At 56.4% G+C, this 23,129-nt stretch carries 20 protein-coding genes and 5 pseudogenes; 10 read left to right on the top strand and 15 right to left on the bottom strand.

Annotated elements, in window-relative coordinates; all coding sequences use genetic code 11:
• Positions 1–110: 110 nt before the first annotated feature.
• Positions 111–1,457, bottom strand: a complete 1,347-nt coding sequence (locus tag ACYZTX_RS29200; protein WP_462036918.1) for an ATP-binding protein — start codon at positions 1,455–1,457, stop codon at positions 111–113.
• Positions 1,454–1,780, bottom strand: a pseudogene (locus ACYZTX_RS29205) (winged helix-turn-helix domain-containing protein); the annotation flags it as partial. The gene ACYZTX_RS29200 and the pseudogene ACYZTX_RS29205, both read right to left, overlap by 4 nt.
• 593 nt (positions 1,781–2,373) lie before the next feature.
• Between ACYZTX_RS29205 and relB (ACYZTX_RS29210) the strand changes: the two are divergent.
• The 8 genes and pseudogenes from relB (ACYZTX_RS29210) to ACYZTX_RS29245 all read left to right on the top strand — a co-directional run.
• Entirely contained in the window at positions 2,374–2,601 is a 228-nt protein-coding gene (gene relB / locus ACYZTX_RS29210; protein ID WP_462036919.1) for a type II toxin-antitoxin system RelB family antitoxin, read from the top strand.
• Entirely contained in the window at positions 2,585–2,860 is a 276-nt protein-coding gene (locus tag ACYZTX_RS29215; RefSeq protein ID WP_462036920.1) for a type II toxin-antitoxin system RelE family toxin, read from the top strand. Before relB (ACYZTX_RS29210) ends, ACYZTX_RS29215 begins: the two co-directional genes overlap by 17 nt.
• A 597-nt stretch (positions 2,861–3,457) precedes the next feature.
• Positions 3,458–3,697: a type II toxin-antitoxin system RelB/DinJ family antitoxin gene (locus ACYZTX_RS29220; protein ID WP_462036921.1), complete on the top strand. Its 240-nt coding sequence runs from the start codon at positions 3,458–3,460 to the stop codon at positions 3,695–3,697.
• Positions 3,687–3,974, top strand: a complete 288-nt coding sequence (locus ACYZTX_RS29225; RefSeq protein ID WP_462036922.1) for a type II toxin-antitoxin system RelE family toxin — start codon at positions 3,687–3,689, stop codon at positions 3,972–3,974. The genes ACYZTX_RS29220 and ACYZTX_RS29225 overlap by 11 nt, the downstream gene beginning before the upstream one ends.
• Before the next feature lie 137 nt (positions 3,975–4,111).
• Positions 4,112–5,632 (top strand): annotated as a pseudogene (locus ACYZTX_RS29230) (T6SS phospholipase effector Tle1-like catalytic domain-containing protein).
• 450 nt (positions 5,633–6,082) lie between these two features.
• Positions 6,083–6,310: a type II toxin-antitoxin system RelB family antitoxin gene (gene relB / locus ACYZTX_RS29235; protein ID WP_005730594.1), complete on the top strand. Its 228-nt coding sequence runs from the start codon at positions 6,083–6,085 to the stop codon at positions 6,308–6,310.
• Complete coding sequence (locus tag ACYZTX_RS29240; RefSeq protein ID WP_462036923.1) at positions 6,294–6,560, top strand: type II toxin-antitoxin system RelE family toxin; 267 nt, start codon at positions 6,294–6,296, stop codon at positions 6,558–6,560. The genes relB (ACYZTX_RS29235) and ACYZTX_RS29240 overlap by 17 nt, the downstream gene beginning before the upstream one ends.
• Positions 6,561–6,727: 167 nt before the next feature.
• Positions 6,728–7,057 (top strand): annotated as a pseudogene (locus tag ACYZTX_RS29245) (DUF2931 family protein); the annotation flags it as partial.
• Between the two features lie 4 nt (positions 7,058–7,061).
• Here ACYZTX_RS29245 and ACYZTX_RS29250 read toward each other — a convergent pair.
• The 4 genes and pseudogenes from ACYZTX_RS29250 to ACYZTX_RS29265 form a co-directional block, all read right to left on the bottom strand.
• On the bottom strand, positions 7,062–7,382 hold the full coding sequence (locus tag ACYZTX_RS29250) for a hypothetical protein (protein WP_462036924.1): 321 nt from the start codon (positions 7,380–7,382) through the stop codon (positions 7,062–7,064).
• A gap of 55 nt (positions 7,383–7,437) precedes the next feature.
• On the bottom strand, positions 7,438–7,707 hold the full coding sequence (locus ACYZTX_RS29255) for a hypothetical protein (RefSeq protein ID WP_462036925.1): 270 nt from the start codon (positions 7,705–7,707) through the stop codon (positions 7,438–7,440).
• A 501-nt stretch (positions 7,708–8,208) separates the two neighbouring features.
• Entirely contained in the window at positions 8,209–8,454 is a 246-nt protein-coding gene (locus tag ACYZTX_RS29260; RefSeq protein ID WP_462036926.1) for a hypothetical protein, read from the bottom strand.
• 707 nt (positions 8,455–9,161) lie between these two features.
• Positions 9,162–9,462, bottom strand: a pseudogene (locus ACYZTX_RS29265) (transposase); the annotation flags it as partial.
• A gap of 292 nt (positions 9,463–9,754) precedes the next feature.
• Here ACYZTX_RS29265 and ACYZTX_RS29270 point away from each other — a divergent pair.
• On the top strand, positions 9,755–10,180 hold the full coding sequence (locus ACYZTX_RS29270) for a type II toxin-antitoxin system HicB family antitoxin (protein ID WP_462036927.1): 426 nt from the start codon (positions 9,755–9,757) through the stop codon (positions 10,178–10,180).
• Between the two features lie 107 nt (positions 10,181–10,287).
• Positions 10,288–10,532, top strand: a pseudogene (locus ACYZTX_RS29275) (IS5/IS1182 family transposase); the annotation flags it as partial.
• Between the two features lie 271 nt (positions 10,533–10,803).
• Here the strand turns inward: ACYZTX_RS29275 and ACYZTX_RS29280 are convergent.
• The 9 genes from ACYZTX_RS29280 to ACYZTX_RS29320 form a co-directional block, all read right to left on the bottom strand.
• A complete protein-coding gene (locus ACYZTX_RS29280; RefSeq protein ID WP_462036928.1) occupies positions 10,804–11,571 on the bottom strand; it encodes a fimbrial biogenesis chaperone in 768 nt (255 codons plus the stop codon).
• Positions 11,568–12,884, bottom strand: a complete 1,317-nt coding sequence (locus tag ACYZTX_RS29285) for a fimbrial protein (protein ID WP_462036929.1) — start codon at positions 12,882–12,884, stop codon at positions 11,568–11,570. Before ACYZTX_RS29285 ends, ACYZTX_RS29280 begins: the two co-directional genes overlap by 4 nt.
• Positions 12,885–12,891: 7 nt before the next feature.
• The gene (locus ACYZTX_RS29290) at positions 12,892–14,646 is read right to left on the bottom strand and encodes a fimbria/pilus outer membrane usher protein (RefSeq protein ID WP_462036930.1); all 1,755 of its coding nucleotides are present in this window, start codon (positions 14,644–14,646) and stop codon (positions 12,892–12,894) included.
• Positions 14,591–15,271 carry a FimD/PapC N-terminal domain-containing protein gene (locus ACYZTX_RS29295; protein ID WP_462036931.1) on the bottom strand — a complete coding sequence of 227 codons (681 nt, stop codon included), beginning with the start codon at positions 15,269–15,271 and terminating at the stop codon, positions 14,591–14,593. Before ACYZTX_RS29295 ends, ACYZTX_RS29290 begins: the two co-directional genes overlap by 56 nt.
• Positions 15,272–15,291: 20 nt before the next feature.
• Positions 15,292–16,032, bottom strand: coding sequence for a fimbrial biogenesis chaperone (locus ACYZTX_RS29300; RefSeq protein ID WP_462036932.1), 741 nt, complete (start codon positions 16,030–16,032; stop codon positions 15,292–15,294).
• A gap of 82 nt (positions 16,033–16,114) precedes the next feature.
• Entirely contained in the window at positions 16,115–16,636 is a 522-nt protein-coding gene (locus ACYZTX_RS29305) for a fimbrial protein (protein ID WP_462036933.1), read from the bottom strand.
• A gap of 157 nt (positions 16,637–16,793) precedes the next feature.
• Positions 16,794–17,963, bottom strand: coding sequence for an HlyD family efflux transporter periplasmic adaptor subunit (locus ACYZTX_RS29310; protein ID WP_462036934.1), 1,170 nt, complete (start codon positions 17,961–17,963; stop codon positions 16,794–16,796).
• A 40-nt stretch (positions 17,964–18,003) separates the two neighbouring features.
• Positions 18,004–20,172 (bottom strand): type I secretion system permease/ATPase, encoded by a 2,169-nt coding sequence (locus ACYZTX_RS29315; protein WP_462036935.1) that lies wholly within the window; start codon positions 20,170–20,172, stop codon positions 18,004–18,006.
• A gap of 65 nt (positions 20,173–20,237) precedes the next feature.
• The gene (locus ACYZTX_RS29320; RefSeq protein ID WP_462036936.1) at positions 20,238–21,617 is read right to left on the bottom strand and encodes a TolC family outer membrane protein; all 1,380 of its coding nucleotides are present in this window, start codon (positions 21,615–21,617) and stop codon (positions 20,238–20,240) included.
• Between the last annotated feature and the right edge of the window lie 1,512 nt (positions 21,618–23,129).

Genomic DNA, 23,129 nt, shown 5'->3' on the forward strand with positions numbered 1-23,129 from the left:
CAAACAAGCATCAGCACGCACAGCCTTGCAGATATCCTTAATGCTGATGCCGGCCATTGGGGCTTCCGTGCTTACGACTCCAACGTTGCCCCCGCGCGTGCGACCGCATCTCAACGGACCTCAAAACGAATCCAAAACGCCGCGCCGCCCATCGTTGAGTCATCCAAGGACAATTTTGCGCCGTAGCTATCGATGATGTCTTTGACAACCGCCAGCCCAATGCCCTGGCCCGGATACTGCCGGTCAAGGCGCTCGCCGCGCCGCAATAACCGCGCACGCTGATCCGCAGGCACGCCGGGCCCATCGTCTTCGACGCACAACTCAACACCCTCGAGCGTTTCACGCACACTGATGCGCACTTCACCGAGGCACAGCCGATAAGCATTTTCTAGCAGGTTGCCCATCATCTCCAAGAGGGCACCCTTCTCGATCGGCACGTAACATCGTTCTGGCAAGTCGAACGCCACCTGTACGCGTTTGTCGCGGTAAACCTTGTCTAAGGTGTCGCATAAGCTTTTCAGTACAGGTCGCAGCCGTACTTGATGGCGCACCAGACCGCTTTTGCGCAGACTTGCCCGATGCAGTTGGTAACTGATTTGCTGGCTCATGCGTTCGATCTTGGTTTGCAGTATCCTGGCTTGATCTCGATCTTGCGGGCGCTGCGCCATGTCTTCGCTGACCCCTTGCAAAACCGCCAGGGGGGTTTTCAGACTATGTGCCAAGTCATCGAGGGAATCCCGGTAACGGCTGCGCTGATCACGCTCGCTGTCCAGCAACCGGTTCAAGGAGCCGGTCAGGCGCAACAGTTCTCGCGGGTGTTGTTCACTGAGGCTTTGGCGGGCACCGCTTTCGATTTCATCCAGCTCCTGACTGAGCCGGCGCAAAGCCTTCAAGCCCCAAGTCAAACCAATCCACAGCAACGCCAACAAAACCAGTAACGCGCCACCGAAACCCAGATAAAGGTGTTTGCGCAAGCCTTTGAGGGTGAGTTCGTAATCGCGTACCGGTTGCAGGGCAACGATGCTGAACGCTGCACTTTGCCCCCCCAGCAGCTTGACCTCCACGTCATAAACAAAAAACTCCTGTTCATTGGTCTGGCGGATCCGAGCAAACTTGTTACCGTGACCGTCATAACGCGGCGTGTAATTGATGCTCTCTTCATGGCTATCTTTGGAGCGCCAGACTAGGCGCCCTTGGCGATCATAGATGTAGCCGAGCAAACGTCTGTCGGAGAGGTTAAAGCGCTCATCGGGAAACTGCGTGGGCATTTGCAACTGTTTGTTCTCTACCTGCGCGACAGAGATGAGCGTGGTGACATCCGACGCTAGGCGTTGCTCGATGGCGTCTTGCAACGCCAAGCTAAATGCACCGTGCATCGCCGGCAACAAGGCCAGCATAAAAAACACCGCCAAGAGGGTGGCGGCGAGCATCAGACGAAGGCGAAGCGATCCCATCATGTGCAACGCTCGGTGAACAGATAACCCTGGCCGCGAACAGTCTCGATCGGCTTGAATCCCGCAGGACCTTCCAGCTTGCGTCGCAAACGCCCCACCAGCACCTCGATCACGTTCGGGTCCCGCTCAGCGTCGTCGGGATAGAGCTGTTCCATCAGGCGCTCCTTGGCCACCACCTGGCAGTGATGACGCATCAGGTACTCCAGTATCCGATACTCGTACGCGGTCAGTGCCACAGGCTCTTTATCGAGGCGAGCCTGCTTGCGATGGAAGTCCAGCAACAAGGGGCCGGCAACGATGGTCGATTGAGTGAAGCCACTGGCGCGGCATGTTCTGTCGATGCGCCTTACTCCTTAGTCAGGCCCCACTTTTCGGTTCGCGGCAGCCGCGTGCGGTGCGCGTTCAAAATCAACTCACACCATGAAAGTATTAAGTCCCTTTATACTTGGTTTAAGTCGGTGTTGGCCTTTCCAGTAACACTCCTAGAGAAGCCTGGTCTGCCTACGGCAATGCTCGCGCAAGTCGTGCCGCAGGCACGGCGCGAAGACAGTGCAATGGGGCTGCTCGCCCCAAACCCCGGCAAGGGTCTGCGACCCCTGCACCCGCATCTGTACAACAACCACCTGACGACCGTGTGACCGTCTGTCTAAGCGGAGCAGGCCTACTCTGGCCTTCGGCCCTCCGGGCGCTAAGACCCGGATAAATCGCCCCAGGGCTCAACCGGGCGCGCGCGTGCGCTGGCTGATTCAAAATGATCGAACCGGTGACACCGTCGTGTGCCATCGGTGAAGGCATCGATTTTGAGATCCCCGGGGTGTCAGTCAGCCCGCAGAACTACGTCTGTCAGATCAGCAGTGCAGTTGAGGCCTTCCGGTCTCGCTGCAATACTTGTATTGCACATACACCACAGAGGTCAGCCATGGCTATTTCACTGAGTCTTCCAGACGAGGGTGAGGCGCGCCTAGACCGCCTTGCAGAACTCACCGGGCGAAGCAAAACCTACTACGCCACAGAGGCCATCTGCGAGCATCTGGACGACCTCGAAGATCTTTACGTCGCCGAGCAGCGCATGATCGAAATTCGGGCAGGCCGAACCGAAACCCTATCCTTGGATGAAGTGATCAAACAGCATGGTTTGGAAGATTAAAGTAGAGCCGGCTGCTGCTAAAGAATTGGGCAAGATTGATCTCCAAATCGCCCGCCGTATTGTCAAGTTTTTGCAGGAGCGTGTTTCGTTATTGGATGACCCACGCAGCATCGGCGAGGCCTTAAAGGGCTCGGCGCTTGGGGAGTTTGGGAAATACCGTGTGGGTGACTACCGGATAATCAGTAGCATTCAAGACAGTGTGGTCACGATCCTGGTGGGGCGTATTGGTAATCGTCGTGAGGTATACCGAAAGCACTAATGTCGTAGCGTGGAAAAAAAGCCTAGACCTGATTTTTTGGCGTTTTTGATGGCGCTGCTAGTGCACGCTCTTCTGGGCGTTTTTTTCGCGAAAGATTTTGAAATCTGAAATCAGCCAACAACAACAAGGCCTGCAGCCCTCGTGTAGCTAGCGCTACAGCCTGATTTTGAATGCCCTCCATGGACCTCGTTTTTCACTGCCGTGAGGTGACGTTCAGTTTTGGAAAACACGGCCAACCCTGCGTTTTCTCGTTTTTGACCGCTCTAGCCCGGGCCTCTCGGATTTCGCCGTCTGGGCGGCACCTAGCCGCCGCGGAGCGATGTCTTTGCAAAAAACTGAAAAACCTTTCAAAAATTGAAAAATGCCCTAATCCGCCAAAGCCCGCAGCCGGCCTGACCGGGAGGGATGTTTGCATCACCCAAATTTTTTCACAAAAAAAATGTACAGAGCCCGTCGGCGGGAGGGGGGAAAGTGCGTTTCCTTGAACATTTTTCTTTTCGCGCAAGTTTTCTTTTCAGCGGTGCATGACGCAGGCTTGCCTAAAAAGTCTTTCTACGTCACCGTAATGACAATCGTCATTACAGTGAAAGTATTTCCATGGCATCCATCAACGTTCGTATCGACGATGACCTCAAGGCACGGGCTTACCATGAGCTGGAAAAACTGGGCGTGACGCCTTCTGAGTTGATGCGTCAAGCCCTGCAATACGTGGCAGAGCGAGGCCAATTACCGTTCAAGCCCATGCTGATGACCGAGGACGATGAAGAGTTGTTGGCCACGGTGCGTGAACGTCTGGCCGCTCCGCAACGCGTTAAGGTTTCGCTCGATGACCTATAGCCTCGAGTTCGATGCGAGGGCATTAAAGGAGTGGCCCAAACTGGGGGGTACGGTGCGCCAGCAACTCAAGAAGAAGCTGGCTATGATCCTGGTTAATCCCCGGATTGAAGCCAACCGTCTGCACGCCTTACCGGACTGCTACAAGATCAAGCTGCGCAGCAGCGGCTACCGATTGGTCAATCAAGTGAGTGATCAGGAGGTGCTGGTGTTTGTAGTGGCTGTCGATAAGCGCGAGCGAGATCAGGTTTATCGCAAAGCTGCGGAGCGCCTCAGTTAGTGTTTGGCTGAAACACCAGGTAAGACTTTACAAGCAGTTATCGCTGGAGTCGTTTGCTAGCCTGCGTCGCTCTTCAATGGATAGAATTAGAGCGTTCAGGAATGACGACCGATTGGGAAAAAGCGTGTGACCCTGTGATGCCGAATGTGTGTCGGCCCTTGATCCCGAACCCACCCCGCAACACGCCTAAAAGCCGGTCTATACCGGCGCAGTACGCCGCCCCTCCCGCACTGCTCGAAGAGAAGCCGATCCCCGTCCAGGCGAAAACCCGAATTGCCCTGCGTATCGGTGTATTTTTCGACGGCACTGGCAACAATGCCGCCAACTCCGCCTAGGGTTTGGCTTGCGGTGCTCATCATCCGGTCAAACGCGAAGACCTGGATGCCAGTTGCAAGCCGTACATGAGCGATCCGGATAGCCGTTACGGCAACGATGTCAGCAATGTAAAAAAGCTAAGCGATCTTTATTTTCAAGGACTTGACGGTGACGACTCCGGAAAGTTGGCATCGCGTATGCTTTACGTTGACGGCATTGGCACCCAAGCCGGAGAAAAAGACCGTGCGTTGGGCTTGGGAGCAGGACGGGGTGACACCGGTGTCACTGGACGAGTGCTGGAGGCATTTGCTCAGATCGAGATAGTCGAGGACGTCATTCAGACTAACCCCGACGGCGAAATCACCTCGCTGACCTTCGATACCTTTGGCTTCAGCCGAGGTGCTGCTGCGGCCCGCCATTTTGCCAATGAGGTCGCCCTGGGTAATTATGCTCCGCTGCGAAAAAGCCTGAATCGGAATGAAAAAGGCTTTAGTCGAACTTTCCTGGATTTCTACAACAGCGACATTCGCATGGGCTTTATTGGCCTGTTCGACACCGTCGCCTCGGTGGCAGGGCTCAAGAACTGGGGCAATGTTCAAAGGGCGATAACGCCCGGCGTGCATCTGCTTTTGCCGCGTGCGCTGTTTCCGGATGTGGTGCAGCTGGTAGCCCGTGATGAATACCGAGCCAACTTTGCCCTGAACCGTGTGGCACCCGACCACCGGGAGATTGTATTGCCCGGCGTGCACTCGAACATAGGTGGCGGTTACCGGGCTGAGGCGCTGGAATGTGTGTTGGTAGGCCCTATGCAGGGATTGACCGTGGCTAAAGGCACGGACGTGAAGACCACTTCAATCTATCGTGATGCGCTGGTCTACAAGACTCAACTGGTGACCCAGGGTTGGCCCGAGGCCATGCTGGAGGTGGTCACACCGCCGCCCAAGGTGTTTGAGCGTGTCAAAAACAATTTCATGGACCCTGAGCAAAAGCGGGTCTATGCCGGCCTGCAACTCAAACGGACGGTGCGGGGCGAGCTGTCACGGGTATATATGCGGGTCATGCATGAGTTGGCTAAGCAAAAAGGGGTGAGTTTTTTGGACATCCCCGAGACGCCCGAGTATCAACTGCCGGCAGAACTTCAGCCACTGTGTGATAGGTTTATCGCCGGTGACTACACTGTGACGCCGGCGGAAGACGCTCTGCTCAAGTTGCGTTACATCCACATGTCCGCACACTGGAACCACCCCTTGGACACTATGGGGCAGCGTGAGTCCTCGGTGTTGTATATCAATGCCCCCACGCGTGATGCCGTGCGCGTGCGGCACCCCCACGTACCTGGATGAGTTCATGGACGATGACAATGTGGCTGGCCCTGGTAGGCCTGTTGTTGATGAGCGATTGTCAGGCCAGTGGGGCGATAACCGACGAGCAGGTTCGACATTACCCCGGTGGAGCATTGATTTTCAGGGGCCGTCCTACCTGATCGGCTGGGTGGAAAAACAGTACGGTGGAAGATATCCATGGCCAGTTGTTCAACAACGGTGCCGGCGGTGCGTTGGGAACTGATACCCCAGAAGACGGTACGGAGTCCGCCCGAGGCTGGCAGAGAATTGGCGGGAACATTCGACCAGAGACCGGTGCCGCTTTGCCCAAAAGAATTTATGTCCGTTGGCAGTCAATCGACGAGCCGCAGACCTATAAGGGGAGCCAGCAGAATTCGGAAAAATCGTACGCTAAGCATTCGCGCACATTTGTGATAATGTGAATACACGTATCACATAGGAGCCTTAGACATGGCCACTTCCATTCGCTTGGCACCCGAAACCGAGCAGCGCCTAGATTTTTTGGCGACAAGCACCGGGCGTACCAAGGCGTATTATCTGCGCGAAATCATCGATCATGGCCTGACTGACCTTGAGGATTACTACCTCGCGGCTGAAGTCCTGGAGCGAGTCCGTAAAAATACAGAGGTCGTTCACTCTGCTGCGGACGTAAGGAAAGACCTTGGCCTGGACGATTGATTACACCGACACGGCCAAAACACAGTTACGGAAGCTCGACAAGCAGTCAGCGAAGCGCATTCTTGACTTTATGGATGAGCGGGTGTCCAGCAGGGATGATCCGAGAACTACTGGCAAGGCGCTTACAGGCCCATGGGGTGGCTTGTGGCGGTATCGCGTAGGAGACTTCCGGGTAATCTGCGAGATTCAGGACGGCGCCTTACGGATACTGGTTGTAAAGCTTGGCAACCGTCGAGAAGTTTACCGCTGAAACCAACGTAACCCGCTGTCGCGTCCAGTTGAAGTACACCTCAACTGGGCGTCAGTCGGCTCACCGACATCGCGTCAGACTAGGACCGCTTTCTGCATTATCTGACGCCTAAACGTCAAACTCTATGACCTCAACCTGACAGGCCGCATGCTTAGCGTACGATTTTGTCCGTTTTCTCTACCGTCCCCTATAACGTCTGGGTAGACATTCCCGACGAGGCGCGGCAGGTCATGCAGGCGTCTATTAGTCCGCCGTGCGCGAAGACCAAACGTTCACGCTACTCAGCTTGGCTGGTGGTGGGGATGGCACCGGGCGGGATTGTGCAGGTATGGGTTAGGGATAGTTGTAACGAGTCGGTTAAGGTCGCTCGGGTTCAGGCGGAAGTGGAACCCCGGGGGCCAAGTCAAGGCAAAACCGAAGGTCGGTATGCCTACAAGATCAGCGAGAAGGCGCAGCGCTACATCGAGCGCTACGGCATTCCTTACGGCAGTTGGTAAAAGTTCATGGCTTTAGCCCGTCATCTGGATCCTCATCCCAGGTGACGGGCTTTTTTTTACGCCGTGATCGGCTGCAGCTTTCCCAGCAGCAGCGCCTTGGCGGCGTTGCCGGCAAACTCCTCGCGTTATCCGCCACTGGTGATGGCCCGTGTTTGTGCGCGGCCAGTTGGGTGTTCATCTGCTCGAGTACCTCAATCACCTCAATCACCTCACACAGCACCTGCAGCACGTTGACGTCTTGTGAGCCGATCCAGGTCTTGGGCGCAATCAGTTGCTGACCCACCGCTGCTACACTGTTGCGCAAGCCGCGAATCTGCTCGCTCATATCGCCGCCGATCGCGGCGTTTTGGGGGTGTAAGCCGGAACCCCCGAAAACGACGTTACTCGTGACCCAGGGTGCGCACTCTGCGTGCCAAGCGGCCCTCACCCGCGGCCATCGCCACCTCCAGCTCGGCGTCCAGCTGTTCGTAGCCGACCACATCCAATAGCCCTTCAATGTATAACGCGCTGATCCAACCTTGGGCTATAAGGGCATCTTCCCGCCAGAACACTAGGCTTTCAGCATTAATCACCGAGGCAATGCACTCACGCGCCCGCTCCAGGGTGCCGGCGTTGTTCTTGTCACGGCGCGGGACTTCTTGGTTTCTCATGGTGGGGGTCCTTTCAGTTAGTCGGTCATCATCTACGTCGTTGGCCCGCTCGTGCCACACCCGGATAGCCCGCTTTGCGCAGTCAACTACTCTGGACACCGTCGCTGCGGCGGGAGGTATGATCCAGCCCGTACGCGGCCACCGCCCGGTCTCCAGGGCCGGTTTAAGTGTGCCACTGTCGATCATCGCCACGGTGGGGTTCCCGTTTTCGTTATTGGTAGTCTCCAACCTACTCGGACTCGGGCTCGGGCGCGTCCAGTCCCGACGCGCGCTGCCGTCTGATCCATCAGCTATTTCCATGGAGCGACTCAATCAGCTGATGATCAGACAGCGCAGTGACATAACCACGGGCCGGCCTGCTCATCAGCCTTCCGCGGCGTCTAGGTCCGGCGGATCAGCGCAATGAAGTCTTGGGCATTTATCAAGGCTTCCAGAATTTGTTTTGTAAGTGGACATCTCAGGGGTTCCGTTGTGTTCAGTTCGTTATTCGCCACACGCGGCCTACCCAGGCTGCGCCCCGTGCTGCTCGGCCTGCTCGAGCAGCAGCTGCATCACGGTCGTCACATCACGGGCTTTACTGTTGTACGCGTTAAGCGCCTGCTGGTTGTGCTCCTGGGCCTGCGCCCAGGCCGCGCGATCATAACGGTCAACGGCCAGCAGCGCATAATTGGTCGCGACCCACGCAGGCCTGGCGTATTTCGCAGCGTATAAATAGTATTTGAATCGATCACTGTCGATCATGGCCATGGCGCAGATTCCTTTGCGTTCGTGACGTATCAGCCACCCACCTATCCGTGCGGCGGGCTGTAGACCTCGTGCGCTTCATGGACTTCATATATGGCCATCGGTGTCGCGCCTTGAGGTTGATGCAAGCAGCGTAGCTGGGCACCGAGGGGGCTTTCTGGTGAAAAGTATTTCCGATTGTGGACAAGGGGTCAGCCGATCCACCTTACCCTTCGGCCCGCAGGATCTCGCAAGTGACTTGATCGCCATGGCACTCGGCGTGGCCGACGCGTGCAACCGTTGCGGGTATGGCTCGCCCGTTACGAGGGTGCAGTCGTCGCGAGTCGCCGCCATAGCGGTTTCCCAGGCTTTCTGAGCGTCGGTCACCGCCGTCAGGGCGGGTTCAAGTTAGTCACAGAGATTCAGGGGCTTGGGGAGGCTCTGAAAGTTCGTGACGAGTAATGGGGGCGCCCTACCCTTCGGCGACCTCACACAACACTTCGGCCTCCTCCCCCCTGCCGGGCCCGCCGTTCGCAGGCGTCGGTGCGCGCGCTCGACATTCTGATAGGCCTGCTGGTAAGCGGTGGATTGTTGCGCCGAGAGCGGCTCGGACCACGCGTTCCTGGGTATTGACCACCGAGGCCGCGCGGCGGGCCGCAGGGCGTCGGCGTCCATCATCAGGGACATTGTAGCGTCTCCTTGCATTGTCTTGAGCAGCCTTGTATCGCGGACTAGTCCTGCGCTGGACCACTGCCTAGACGGTGTCGCCACACGATTACAGCACAGAGTGAAATGCATAAAATCTGGACAGCCGCGAGGAACGAGGCGGTACTTTTTTGCGTAGCGCGTTGCAAAATGCCTCGCCAGCTCTTGAGGTGCAGGAAGGCATTTTCGACCAGGTACCGGAGTTTATAGATGGCCTTGTCGTACTCACACGCTACCTTGCGATTCTTTCGCGCAGGAGCCACTGCCTCCTCGCTCTTGCACCTGCGTGACAAAGGCATCGCTGTCATAGCCCCGATCCGCCAGAAGTGTCTAGTCTACGGAGTGTGACATCCACAACGGATCCGATGTCGTCAGCTTGTAGCGTCGCCCGCACCGGCCCTTCTCCGGCGGCTGGTAAAGACCATCCAGGGCCACGTTCTAAGCCCCGAAAACGTTAGAGTATGTTTTTCCGAATGCTGCCGGCGCCCTAGATTCAAACATATATTCGACCGGACTTACTTGCAGCTTTGATTTAGGAGCGGCCACACTGGCAACGTATCAGTCATCAACCTGTTGGCTCCCAAGGAAGGGAGCCCTGCTATTCTCGAATGGAGTCACTATGTTTGAATACACATTAAAGATTCATCAAGAACCTGACAGCATCTGGCTGACGAGCTCTGATATCCCAGAGCTACATATCGCAGGCGATACGCTCGAGCAAGCACTGGCCAGCGCCCTAAATGACTTGGAAGCGGTGCTGTCAATCTATGTCAGTCAGCGCCGATCCATCCCGGTCACTCACAGACAACCGCAGGCTGAGGAGGTGCACTTGCATCTGCCGGCGCGGACCGCTGCCAAGATCGCCCTGTGGAATGCGCTGCTGGAGTCCGGAACCAGCAGAACTGAACTGGCTCGCCGTCTTTGCGTGCCACGGTCCCACGTCTATTGCCTAATCAATTTCCTCTATCCCTCGAAAATCGAAAACATTGAACGCGCATTGCACCGGTTAGGGCGGCGAATTTCGATCAGACTCGAATCAGCCTAAGGTCTGTTGACGTTTCGTGCTAACCCTTTGATAAAAATAGCAAACTCGTATTGTTGTGGCCTACACCGAAACAAAACGAGTTTGCAATGCCCCGACTACTGCCCAGTGGCTGCTGGACCTCCATCTACCAACGGTTCAATGCCTGGTCAGCAGGTGGTAAATGGCTCAGGGTTTTCAGAGTTCTGGTAGACCAACCAGACCTTGAGTGGGAATTCATTGATGGCAGCTGTATCAAGGCTCACCAAAACAGTACCGGAGGTGCAGCGCTGACACCGAGGCCAGCGGCAAAAGTCGGGCAGGTAATACGACCAAGATCCATCTAGCAGGCTTACGAATTTTGCCCATCGAGTTTGTGACCCCACAGGTGGCGAAGTAATGCCGCTGTTGGAGGCTTTAAGCAGGACCGCTAACCCAATGGTAAGAGCAGGGCTTTTAGCCGTTCAAGATAGCCACTCGAGTTCCCGATTCTGAGAGCGAGTCGCTCTGATGAATTCTTTCGACGACAGATTCGCTGGCAGCTTCGGATAACTGTCCGCTTCTGAGAGGCCATGGAGTTCGCCCCTCAAGAAAAAGCGTTAACGTGCTCTGGGACCTGCGGATATTGCACAGAATGAAATCCAGGTTCATTGGGTCAATGACATCAGCGCGGTCCCCTCCTGAGCATGCCCCGCGTCATCCATCAACATAAATCGCACTTCGGCGCTTGTAACATCAAACGTCCGCTCTTGCGGCAATGCGTAACATCGCTCGCTCAAGGGTGGTGTCATCATGTCGTGAACGGGTGTGATCGACAGCTCCTGACCGTTTTTAACCAGGCTTAGCGCGGAAAACGACGCGTGATATGGCGTGGTGTTGCGCACCCTCAGGCATGTTTTATCTGCTGATTTTTGCAGTTCAAAGCGTAGCGTCGAGCCGAGATCGTTGACGGTAGCGGACAGTGTTATCGGCCGGTAGAAAACTTTCATCTGAGTATTCATCGCGACCGCGATTTTTGGCGCGATCGTCGGGGCTATTTCCCGCGTTGGCGGCACTTCATAGAGGTTGAGCCAAAACACCGACTCGCGATCCACAGGCAACGGATCGCCGTTGAAAATCAGCCGCAATCCCTGCAAGGCACCTGGCTGCAAACGAAACACCGGCGGCAGCACAATCATCGGGGTCAGTGCCGACTGCGGTGCCAGCGCCTCTTCACCATGGTTGACCCAGACTTGCACCAGCACGGGGTAGGCATTGGTGTTGGCCACCATCAGCGTGCGTTCTTTTTGCCCCCCCAGATAAATCACCCGCGTGCTTTCAGCCATCACCCCCGCTTTCGCCTCTTTCAGCCCCCCGCTCGCGCCCCACACGAACACAAGTGATAGCCCTGTCATGATCCGCCGGATGGGGCTCATTGCACTTTCACCAGCACGACGGCCATGGCATCGACTTTCCCGACTTTCGCCGTCATCCCCGGCAACACCGAGAGAATGGCAGTGATGGACTCGGTGTAAAAAGACGTTCCTGACCGGGAGGCATCGCGTGCCTGGCCCTCACCCATAGGATACCAGCCCCCTGCACCGCGGCTGCCTACCAGGGGGGCAGACACCCCGGCCTGGCCGACAAAATTCATGGGCATGCCGCTGCCGTTGTGGCGCAAGCGAATGCCGACACCGGTGGCCATGGAGGGATCACGGCCGTAGCCGGTGGACAACAAGTAGGTGACTGCGCCATCGCCGGTGATCAGTCCCAGCTTAAGGGCCTGATCATACGCTGAGGGGGACACCTGGATGCCAAACAGATTCTGGGCGACGGCCGCGTTTGGGGTGAAATCATTGCATTCAAGCTCAATGGAGAAATCGCTTTCACTGGTCTGCCCGGTATTGAGCTGACGGTCCGTCACTCGCATGAAGGTCACGACCGGCGTCACGGTTCGAACCGTACAGGCGGCGGCGTAACTGATGGAGGCGGCGTTGCGCAAGCCAAACGCCACCCCATTGCGCGCCCCCATGAAGGCGCGACTGGTACTGGCATCGGAACCCGCCCCGTCGGAAATAATCCCCGGCCCTTTGAATTGAATATAGGCATTGGGCACAGGGCAGGTGTAACTGGCGGTGCTGCTGGCATTTCGTTGAGCGAGGCCGGCACAGTGATCGCTAGTGCTGCCGCCCACCGGGGGGATGGCCGAGACCCGTGCCAGTTCGGCCTGCACCATACTCAGGTGCTTGGCTTTGATCAGGATCTTATCCCCCACAACGTCGTATTGGGTGATCGGGCTTTGCTGCCATTGACGGGTGAAGGCCTTGCCCGAATTCAAGTGGGTGAGTTTGAGGCCAACGTAGGCGAAATAGGTCGCAAAATAGCCCGGCAACCCGTCGTTGGTAGACGCTCCCGCACCATCGCCAATTTCCCAGTAGCCTCCCACCCGCTCTGCCCCGTTAGTGGCGAACAGTTCATAAAGTTGGTCTTTGTCCCTAAGGTCACACTGCCAAAGCACCGACTCGGCACTGATCCCGGGCGCATTGGCGGCACTGACCAGGGTATTGGCCAACGACGCCCCCACCGGCTGCAGATGGGTGGACGTGAGGTTGATCCTGCCCGCATTGATTTGCACCGAACTGCCGTCGGTGGTCTGCATGCCGTTATAGACCTGCTCGCACAGGGCACGCGCCTGCACGCTCCATAACAAGCTCAGCATTATCAGCAAAGATACAAGAACGCTGTGCATCAGCGCATTACTCCTGGAGACGGCATTCTTTATCCAGACGGATCAACGGCTGTTTGACGTCGAGCCCTTGCAGGTCGTAAGCCATGACGCACTTCTCTTGAGCCCCCTCGCCCCAGCGCAGGGTGAGGTGACCGCTGCGCTGCTCGCTACGCAGGTAGGCCTGGCTGCCCTGGCCCACCATGCCCACCACACGGCCCTGCTCATCGATGACATCAGCGCCCATGGGGATGGGCTGCCCACCCGCCAAACGCGCATTGATCAACAACGGGGCGCCTGTGCGGGTGACAAAATTGATTTTGACCGCAGCACCGGCGAAGGGGGCGATGCGCCGTTGGCCGTCTTCCAGCTCAGTGTTTTCATCCATACCCTCGGGGCTAATGGCAATGGTGTTATAGCGATAAGGCGTCAGAGAGGGCACCAGCGCAAAACCGGCCCCATCAATCTGCGCACCCTGGCCATTCATGACCTTGGCACCGGCCGCGCCGTTGGCTTGTACCAAGGCAAAGGTTTCGCCCAAATAGGGGCCAAACGTCACCCCGCCGCTGTGCACCGCCAAGGCGCCCCGCGCCGTGGCGGAGGCTTGCCAGTAATCCGGTCCCTGGGAAGCGCTCAGTCCAACGGCGCCGTTGGGCAAGCGCTTTTGCAGATTGCCACTGAAGGTATTTTGCGCTTGCTCGGCATCGTGCACGACATCGACGCCATAGCTTAGGCTTTGATCGGCCCCGGCGACGCCCGATAGAGAGCTTTGGTACACATCGCCGTAATTGGCACTGTGGCTGAAAGCGCTGTTGAAGATCGGCGCCAGCGAATTCGAGGAACTGCCCAGCGGCAGGGAAACGGACAGTAAAAAAATTGTTTCAGTGGTGCCCGGTGTGCGCAGGTTATCGTTAAACCCGGTGTCGATCAGGTCGCTACTGGCCGAACCGATAGTGCTGTTTTCACCATTGCGCTGCGACGGTCCCGTGGTCTGACGGGCGACCGACAGGTTGAGGCTGACCGAATTGCGGAACGTCTGGCTGTAACCTGCCTGCAGTTGGGTGTCGCGGGCGTGGCCCCCACGGTAGTTTTGCATGGATGCAGAGAGGTATAACGACCCGAAGGCTGCCAGGTCCTGATTCACCGAAATGTCCAGGCGCGAGCGCGGCAAGTAGCGGGTCACGGCGCCGCCCGTGTCGGTGGAGGTCGATTGACGCTGCAGTACGTCACCAAAATCTCTATAGCCTTCGTTGAAGTAATGATAGCCGGCCACCGTCAGGAGCGTATGGCTCGGTGCGAACGTACGGCTGTAGGACAGTCGCGACATCCAACCGTTCATGGCGCCTTCCCCGGCCACGTTCGCTTGTGAATAGGTCGTGTCCAGGCCAAACGCGCCCAGCCAATTGGCATACACACCACCGACCAGCCAGGCTTGATAGTCTTGACTCCAGCGTAGGCCGCTATTGAGCGTCACCGCATTGCTCAAGCCGTGCTGGTAGGTCAGCTCAGTAAACGCCGTGTCCTGGCCCGTGTCCCGCGTGCGGCCCAGTGCATAGCGATAGCGAGAGGTACCGGGGCGTAGTGACTCCGATACAGCGGAAAACGGCACGGTGAAATGACTCGGGCGGCCATCGGCTTCCAGAACCGACACCTGCAGATCGCCATTGTAGTGAGTGGCGTAGAGGTCACTGATTTCAAACGGCCCGGGGGCCACGACGGTCCGGTAGATCTCATTGCCGTTCTGCCGGATGCTGACCTGGGCATTGGTTTGCGCAATTCCGCGCACCGAGGGCGCGTAGCCGCTCTGTGCGGCTGGTGTAACTGCCTGTGCGCGTGACATGGTAATGATTGAGGTTGTAGTTCATAAAACCCATGGTTGCACCGCTGTCCAGACTGTCAGGGGGCACGTAGCCGCGTGGCGTGCGATTGATCAAGCTTTGCGGTACGCTCAGGTCCAATCGCAGAGTGCCCAGATCGAAGGTGAAAGAGGCGCCATTAATTGTCTGCGCCAACAGCGGACAGTCTTCGCTCGCCGCGGCCTGAATGGCGCTGCGCAGCACCCCAGCGTTCTCCAGCAAGGCCGCCGACAGGCACGGCTGAACCTCCTTGTTGGACGTTTCAAGAAAGCGGACGTCTGCGCGCTGCACAAAGTGGTTGTTGATATACAACTCGACCGTGTAGCGGCCCGGTTCGACGGCACTGGGCTTGTTGAAACGCGCCAGGGATCCGACCCCAAATAACAGGTTTTCATCAAACTGATACTCCTCACTGGTGGCTGCCGGGGGCGTCGGGGAGGCTTGCGCCCTGACGCAAAGGCCCAGCGCTAGGAATGCAGACAGACAGGCAGCTACAAGACAGCGGGGGCGCCAGACACTGGTGCCAGAGGCGTTTCGATCGGCACAATCACCCATACCGCGACCAATCTAGGCCGTCACTCAAGTGCCAATTCGCTGACAATATCCGCGCCCAAATCATTGATCAGTGTGAGGTGTAGCCGGCGACCGGAGGGCAGGGGTTGAGTGGACGCGGGAATAGACCAGGAATCGGTGCTTTTCGGCGAGAGCATCACGCTGGACACCAGCGGGATCGATTGCCCTCCCCCCACCAGGCTGGCCTGCCTGATGACAGCGTGAAAGCCACTGCCATTTTCAACCTGAACGCGCGCACTGGCACCGCTACCTTGAAGCTTGAACTTGAGGGTACTGGCAATACTATCGGCATCGCCTTTAAGACTCAGCGGGCGGTAAAACAGCTTCACGCGGCTGGTGACCGCTAACAGCAACAAATTGGACGATAGCTGGTCAGCCTTGAGTGCTGGCACTTGCATGAAGTTCAGGTAAAAAACCGACTCGCGATCGGATGGCAAGTCGGCACCGGTGAACACCAGCCGCACCAGTTGCCCGGCATTGGAGTTCACTCGGAAAATTTGCGGGGTCGCGACAAAAGGCGCGTCAGCCGTTTCAGGCTTGGATTGCGGGTTACCTTTGTCCACCCAGATTTGCACCAGGCTCGGGTAGGCATCCTGGCTGGTGAACTGCAGGCTTTTGTCAGACGCGGATGCAGGATAAATGATGCGTGTCCCAATCAACACCACACTGCAATAAGCCGGTGAAGCAAAGACCATCGACACCAAAAAGCACAGGTAAACGCTGAACCGCATCAGGTAACTCATAACGGATTCATTCCATCGGATGTTTGAGAGAACATCAAGCTGCCAACCCCATGATTGGGGTCAGCAGTGTCGCTCTGACGCCTTACAGGTAGCTAATTGAGTACTGCATAGTGCTGGTCACCGTGCCGGCCCCGGACTTGCCGTCCTCGTTGATATAACGAACGGTGAAATCACTGCTGGTGGAGGTCTCTCCCTTCCTCAAGGTCAGCCCGCTAACGCGTGTGAGGCCGGACAACTTCACCGCCTTTCCATCAGGGGCCAGCAACTGCAAGGCGATCCCGGCGGCGGTTCCACTGTTGCGCAAATTACCGCCGCTGGTCACGTTAGAGCCCTGAAAATTGGTAGTGATAGAGAGATCGCTCGAAGGCGCAGAGCAACCGCTCAGCATGAGACTGAAGCTGGTATCTCCCGCGGTCGCACCGCTGCTATTGAGTGACTTCTCCGACACCGTAGGCAATAGAACCACAGTGGCTGAACTGCCATTGATGGAAACCTCGCAGGTCTGGGAGGCCACCTCTCCTTTAAAAGTGAGGGTGTTGGAACTGGCAGCCACAGCCACCAGGGGGAACGCCGTCATCGCGACAATTAACGCTGCACGTTTCATATCAACTTCCTCTTGTCATTGACCTTGGCTCAACCGGTTTACATCGAAAATAAGCCAAGGCTTTTTGTCGGAATATCAAACTTACCCATACGCGCTCTACTGGTTTCGCTGGTGGCTCTATGCACCTCCTTCATACGTGGGTGACAAAGGCGCAAATTCAACGCTCTCTGAGCGACTCCTTGAACTTGTTCAACGGTTTGAGCAGGTAGTCAAACACTGTCTTGGCACCGGTCTTGATCTCCACACTCGCGACCATTCCCGGCATCACAGGAAACTCTATGCCCGCTTTGTTTTTTATCGACGTGCTGCTGGTGCGCACGTATATCCGATAAAAGTATTGGTCGGGTTGCACGTCGTCGCGGATGGTGTCGGGGGAAACAATATCGACCACGCCTTTGATGTCGCCATAAATGGAAGAGTCGTAGGCGGTTAGTTTTACATTGGCCGCAAGACCCGGGCGGATATAGGCGATGTCTCGAGGATTGATTTTGGTTTCAATCAGGATTTCGCCGCCCAGCGGGATAATCTCGATGAGCTTATCGCCAGGTTTCAGGACCTCGCCGAGGGTGGTCACGTGGATCTCTTTGATGATTCCATCCACCGGCGACATGAGCACCATGCGATCGAGTTGCTCTTTGCGCCCCGACATGATGGCTTTTTGGGCTTCCACCTCGGCTTTGGCTTTGACCAGGGCTTCATGAGCCTGGACAAAATAGTTGCTGGTCACGTCATTGATTTTGCTTTGCAGCTCTGACAACTGGCGGCGCAGGCGTATCGAGGTCACTTCACTGGCCGCGCCTTTGCTGATCAACGGATCGGTCATGGTCAACTCGGCCCGGATAAGCGCCATGGTCTTTTTCAAATCGACGAGCGTGGCCTCAAACCCTTCTTTGCGCGCGGTGTAAAGCTCGGTTTCCTGCTTGACCAGTTCAGGATCGGCTTGCACTGGGGCACTGAACGTCAAGGGCTGCTTATTGATTTCGGCAGTTAAACGCTCGATCGAGGCCTGTAAGGCGGCGACCCGCACGCTGGCTTCCTTGACGGTAAACTCAAAGTAATCTGGATCTAGCTCGACCAACACCTGACCTTTTTTAACGAGGTCGCCCTTCTTGACCAGCAGTTGCGCAATAATCCCGCCGTCGAGACTTTCAATGATCTGCTCTTGAGAGGCCGGCACGACTTTCCCCGCCCCGACAGTGACTTCATCCAGCAGTGCAACATACGACCAAGCGCCAAACGCTATCAACGCCAAGAGCGACAACCAGATAATCCAAGACGGTCGAATATTTTCCGACGCCATCAATTCACTTGCCACTACATTGCTCATAATTTATACCTGCCAATCAACCCGTTGTGGGGGAGTCAAACTATTTAGCCATCTCGGAGGGTGCCACGGGGCTGACCGAGTTGGTGACATTGCCGGCATACTTGGTGAGAATTTTGTCCCGCGGACCGTCGTCGACAATGCGACCGTCCTCAACAATGACGATGCGATTGACGATCTTTAAAAGTGCGGGACGATGGGTTACCACCACCAGCGTTCTGCCGGCGACCCACTCATCAAGTCGTTTAAGCACCTGATGCTCCAGTCCCTCATCCATGTTCGAGGTGGGCTCATCCATCAGGACGATTTTGGGGTTGCGCAACAGCATGCGGCTGAGCATCACCATTTGCTTCTGCCCGCCTGATAGCCCCTTGCCGCCTTCATGAACCACTTGATCGAGTATCGAGGCGTCGTGCTTGAGCATGGTCAGTGCGCCGCTGACAGCGAGGGCGTCCAGCATCTCCTGCTCGGTGGCGTGGGGATGGCCCATCAGCAGGTTTTGCCGCAGCGATCCGAAAAACAGGCGGGCGTCCTGCCCCAGGTAACCGACCTGTGCACGCACATCGACCGGGTCGATCAGGCTCAGGTCCACACCATCGAGCGTGACTTTGCCCTGCGTGGCTTGGCCTTGTCCGGCCAGGAGTTTGAGCAGGGTCGACTTCCCAGCCCCCACGCGCCCCAAGATCGCCACACGCTCGCCTTGGGCAATGCTCAACTGGTCGATTGCCAGGACGCTTTTTGATTGCATGTAGTCGTACGCGTATTGCACATGCCGCAGCTGGTAGTTGCCCAGCAGATGGGGGCAATGCGCACGGGACTCTTCAGACGGCATGTCGATCGGCTTTCTTAGTAGCTCGTCCAGTCCATTCATCGCCACCTTGGCGTGCTGCCAGCGGGAAAACACCATGGTCAGTTGCATGAGCGGCGAAAGCGTTCTTGAGGACAACAAGCTGCAGGCCACCAACGTGCCGGTGGTCATATCGCCCTTTAACACGAAATAAACGCCCATCACGAGCATCGCCGAATACGACAGCTGCTGGACCAGCCCGCCCCAGCCAGACAGCATGGCGCCCCACATCCGCTGCTTGATGCCAATGTCCGCACTGATCTCGTGGTTCTGTTCCCATACCCGCTGGAAGTAGGGTTCAGCCTGCAATGCCTTGATGTCCTCAATGCCTTCAATGGTTTCCACCAGAACTGCACTGCGCAAGGCACTTTCGCGCATGCCCTCGCGCGACAACTTGCGCAACGGCCATTGCAGCAATAACCCCGGGATGATCACCAAAGGAATGGCCAGCACTGGAATCCACACCAGCGGGCCGCCGATCAGGGCCATAATGGCAATGAATATCAGCACAAACGGCATGTCAGCGGCCGCCCCCACGGTGCTGGAGGTGATCATTTCCCGAACATGGTCCACCTCGCGAATCTGCGAAATGAAAGACCCGGTTGATTTGGGTCTGGCTTCGTTGCGAATCACCATGGCGCGGGCGAACAGAAAGCTGGATATCTTCAGGTCCGCGTGTTTGCCCATGAGGTCGGAAGCCTGCGTTCTCGCCATGCGGATGAGAAACTCGAAAAGGGCCGCGACCAGGACCCCGATAAACAACACCCACAGCGTGTTGTACGACTCGGCAGGAATCACCCGGTCATAGACTTGCATCGAGAACAAGATGCCCGCCAAGGCCAGCACGTTACTCACTAAAGAGGCGAGGGAAACTTCCGCAATCTTGTGCCCCATCCCACGAAAAGCCTGGGCCAGCCAATGCTTTTCATAGGGTTTAACGAACTCATCCACCCGAGCGTCCCGCCCTCGCAGCGCGGGGCTGAGCAGGACCACCATGGCAAGGCTGTGCGCCCAAAATTCGTCCGCTGGCAACTCATTTATTAGATCGCTGCCATCCGTCAGCCAAAAGCTCAGACCGCCGTCATCATTGATCGATTCCACGACCGCTAGTTGACCATCGTGCTGCACGACGACAAACGGAACCCGTTGTGGACTCACAAGCACTTGGGTGGGGTTCTTGATTTTCGCCTGCAGGTTCATTAACGCTGACAAACGCAAGAGCTTCTGCTCAAGCGTAGCCCCTTGATGCCAGGTCATTTGCTGGACCAGATACTGGTCATCCACCGGGTGTCCATACGAGGCAGAAACTCGAGCAAATGCCGCTATCCATTTCTTGATGTCTATGATTCCGCCGATTTCGCTCATATAAATCCTTAGCTCTTTTTATAGTCTTTTTGTAAGACCTGATGCCGGGCCCGCCGTGGTCGCCATTAAAGGTTGGGCAGCGCCCGCTCTGACGGGCTGTCCACGCCCAGCAGAGGCAATAACGTGTTCTGAATCACGGCAAAGTTGATCACGGCGTCATATCGATCAAACTTCGCTGCAGTACTGTTGCTTAACGCTTGAAAAACGTCTTGTTCCACACTCAACATATCGGTGAGGCTACGGTCCCCGAGCTTGTATTCTTCCTGGTAGATATCTCGGGTGCGGGTGGCAATATCGACCTGATAACGACTGCTCTGCAGCCGGGCCTCGGCGCCGCGCCAGTTGCTCACGGCGGTGGAAGCTCTTTGTTCGACCTCCAGCATCGCTTGATTCACCGACGCCTTGGAGGCCTCAAGGTCTTCGTACGCTTGGGAGACACGCGCCGAAATGGCGCCTCCCTGGTACAGCGGGATATCAACCGAGACCCCCACTTGATTGTCCCAACCGGAATAAGCGTTGGTGGCGTTGCGCTGGTTTTGCCGAAGTCGGGCCGCATCCAAACTGATGCTCGGCATGTGCTGCGCCTTGGTAGAACTAAGAACCGCCTCTCCCGCTTTCACTTGCGCGACGGCGGAACGCACTGACGGGATAGAGCCGTAATCAACCTTGTCGGCATGACGACTCGGTTCAACCGCTAGCGCCTGCGGAAGCTCGGCAAGGGTTTCGGCACGCTTGCCGGTCAGTTGCGCCAGGCTGACCTTGGCGTTCTCCAACTGGCTGCGGTATTGCTCCAGTGTTGTCTTAAAAGATGCAATACGCGTCGCCGCCTGAAGTGCATCGGCAGATGAACTCAAACCGGACGCCAAACGCAGTTGAGCAGTCGACTTCACCGCCTCCAACGAATCAATCATCTTTTGCGTAACGGCAATAATCTCCTGATAACGTTTGACACTGGAATAAGCCAGCAACGCATCTCCGGTCACCTCGGTAATGGTCTTCATCAGGTCGTCGCGGTAAGACTCGGTCAGGAATGTTTGATTATCAATGGCCCCTGAGGTCTTGCCGAAATCATAAATCAGCTGTTTCAGCTTCGGCCCATACGTATATTCATCATGCAGGCCATAACTAGTGGCTAAACTTAATTGTGGATAATAAGCACTCATGGCTTCATCTTTGCGCGCTTCGCCTTTCTTGATGAGTGCAAACGCTTGTACCAATGAGGGACTGCGCTCAAAAGCCAACAGGATCGCCGCTTCAGCCGTTAAATAAGAGGTGCCGGTAACCTCAACCGCTTGCGACATGTCCGCAAAGGCGCTCGGCAGGGTCATGGGCGGCAACATAAGCGCAATCAGTACGCCGCACAGCGCACGTTTAAGAGCGCCATTGTTATGGCCCATTTTAGACATAAGTGGGCGCGCAGAAGACGCCCTGATATCGCTACGCATATAGAGTTCCCCGCCAAAATGTCGCACTTCTAAATTGGGTTAGCGTCCAGGTCTTTGTCGAATGGCAGAGTGGGTCGTCACAGCCAACGCACTCTCACTACTGCTTTAATCAGACAATCAACTGGTGATTCAACAGCGAGGTACCTAGGTACCCCGTCACCGCCCCCTTACTTTCACCACTGCCGTCGGCTCGAACTTTGAGCCCGTGCCATCACGGTCAATGACCATCTGGGTATTGCTCCCCCTTCGACGCCTTACCTGTGGACCTGGTACATACACGGTGCCGGCCGGGTCGAGTGCGCCAGATCGTCAATAAAAGCCTAGGGGGCCTGAGCGCTAATGTTGGCAGCCAAATCAGCCAGAGTGATGCGGCTGGTCCCGCAAGTCTTCGGCTTGGCCTTGGTAATCGGGCCAGAACGGCCGTCACCGGCCGCACCGCCACGCAGGACGCAAACATCGGGAAATATCGACGTGATAGAGCCGCCAGCTTCAGCGGCCCCCGGAGTTCTTTACGCTTTCGGCGGCCATCGTGATTGCCCACCACCGCCGAGTTGCCAGGAAGGTCCGGCACAGAGGTAACCATCACGATGGACAAGACAATCGAAACAAACAACCCGGGAACGGTGCTGAAGGCGTGGGTCTTTTTATTAACTACTGAGATCGCCACTGTCATTATGCACCTCCACCGGTTCGGTCGGTTCGCTCTGGTCGTTTCAAATGGCTGTTGAGGAGGGTGTCCCCAAAGACATTACTGTGTGTGCCCTACCGGGCTTGCTGGCCTTAGTCGTTGATCTCGATTTGAAACTTGTTAAAAGAATGGTCCGACTGAACACAGCATAGTCCCGTTTTATACCGCTCACTTTGAGGCAGTCCTTGCCGAACCGATCTATCCACAAACGCACTTGTTTTTTTCACAACAAGGAGCAAACCACCAAAATCAATGAATGTGAATTCACTAAATCAGCAGCCACTTAGTGGCACCCTAAAAGAAACGTCCAACCCATGATTACAAGGCGCGCAGGCGCCTTAAACACGGAGTCACCCCAATAAATAAACAACCCGGTTTAACATCAGGCCACGAAGCCAGAGCGACGAAACCCAAGGAACAATAATTGTGAATAATGTATTTTGATAGCTCGAGGATCGCGCGAACCCTTGTCAGCTACAGCACACCCACCCATACGATGTCGCCTCTGCGCACTGCTCAAACTTTTAGCAGGTCGCCTGCGTTGACTCACAGCGACAAACGCATAGGACGCGATTGAAGCCGGCCCGTTACCAACATAAGTGGGGGCGACCCATAAAAATCAAACCCAAGCACGGCGGGCGCGCGAGCTAAGTTAATCAAGCGGCATAGAATGCCAAGAGTCACAGCAAGCGCCCCCCCCCCCCCCCCCGCAAACCCAATGACACGACCAACCAAAAGAACAATAGCGCTACAGTCCCCCTAGAAAAGCCAAGCTCAAAAGATGAATACCAGTGAATTTACCAATTATCACGAGCGGCAAAGCT

The sequence above is a fragment of the Pseudomonas sp. MDT1-17 genome (assembly GCF_054898105.1).

Bases quoted from the DNA above. Each gene is read 5' to 3' on its own strand.
- ACYZTX_RS29255 (WP_462036925.1), bottom strand. From the start codon at position 7,707: ATGAGAAACCAAGAAGTCCCGCGCCGTGACAAGAACAACGCCGGCACC.
- ACYZTX_RS29200 (WP_462036918.1), bottom strand. From the start codon at position 1,457: ATGATGGGATCGCTTCGCCTTCGTCTGATGCTCGCCGCCACCCTCTTG.
- ACYZTX_RS29285 (WP_462036929.1), bottom strand. From the start codon at position 12,884: ATGCACAGCGTTCTTGTATCTTTGCTGATAATGCTGAGCTTGTTATGG.
- ACYZTX_RS29305 (WP_462036933.1), bottom strand. From the start codon at position 16,636: ATGAAACGTGCAGCGTTAATTGTCGCGATGACGGCGTTCCCCCTGGTG.
- ACYZTX_RS29260 (WP_462036926.1), bottom strand. From the start codon at position 8,454: ATGGCCATGATCGACAGTGATCGATTCAAATACTATTTATACGCTGCG.
- relB (WP_462036919.1), top strand. From the start codon at position 2,374: ATGGCTATTTCACTGAGTCTTCCAGACGAGGGTGAGGCGCGCCTAGAC.
- ACYZTX_RS29270 (WP_462036927.1), top strand. From the start codon at position 9,755: ATGTTTGAATACACATTAAAGATTCATCAAGAACCTGACAGCATCTGG.
- ACYZTX_RS29220 (WP_462036921.1), top strand. From the start codon at position 3,458: ATGGCATCCATCAACGTTCGTATCGACGATGACCTCAAGGCACGGGCT.
- ACYZTX_RS29295 (WP_462036931.1), bottom strand. From the start codon at position 15,271: ATGGGTGATTGTGCCGATCGAAACGCCTCTGGCACCAGTGTCTGGCGC.
- ACYZTX_RS29310 (WP_462036934.1), bottom strand. From the start codon at position 17,963: ATGAGCAATGTAGTGGCAAGTGAATTGATGGCGTCGGAAAATATTCGA.
- ACYZTX_RS29280 (WP_462036928.1), bottom strand. From the start codon at position 11,571: ATGAGCCCCATCCGGCGGATCATGACAGGGCTATCACTTGTGTTCGTG.
- ACYZTX_RS29315 (WP_462036935.1), bottom strand. From the start codon at position 20,172: ATGAGCGAAATCGGCGGAATCATAGACATCAAGAAATGGATAGCGGCA.
- ACYZTX_RS29320 (WP_462036936.1), bottom strand. From the start codon at position 21,617: ATGCGTAGCGATATCAGGGCGTCTTCTGCGCGCCCACTTATGTCTAAA.
- relB (WP_005730594.1), top strand. From the start codon at position 6,083: ATGGCCACTTCCATTCGCTTGGCACCCGAAACCGAGCAGCGCCTAGAT.
- ACYZTX_RS29225 (WP_462036922.1), top strand. From the start codon at position 3,687: ATGACCTATAGCCTCGAGTTCGATGCGAGGGCATTAAAGGAGTGGCCC.
- ACYZTX_RS29300 (WP_462036932.1), bottom strand. From the start codon at position 16,032: ATGAGTTACCTGATGCGGTTCAGCGTTTACCTGTGCTTTTTGGTGTCG.
- ACYZTX_RS29250 (WP_462036924.1), bottom strand. From the start codon at position 7,382: ATGAGCGAGCAGATTCGCGGCTTGCGCAACAGTGTAGCAGCGGTGGGT.
- ACYZTX_RS29215 (WP_462036920.1), top strand. From the start codon at position 2,585: ATGGTTTGGAAGATTAAAGTAGAGCCGGCTGCTGCTAAAGAATTGGGC.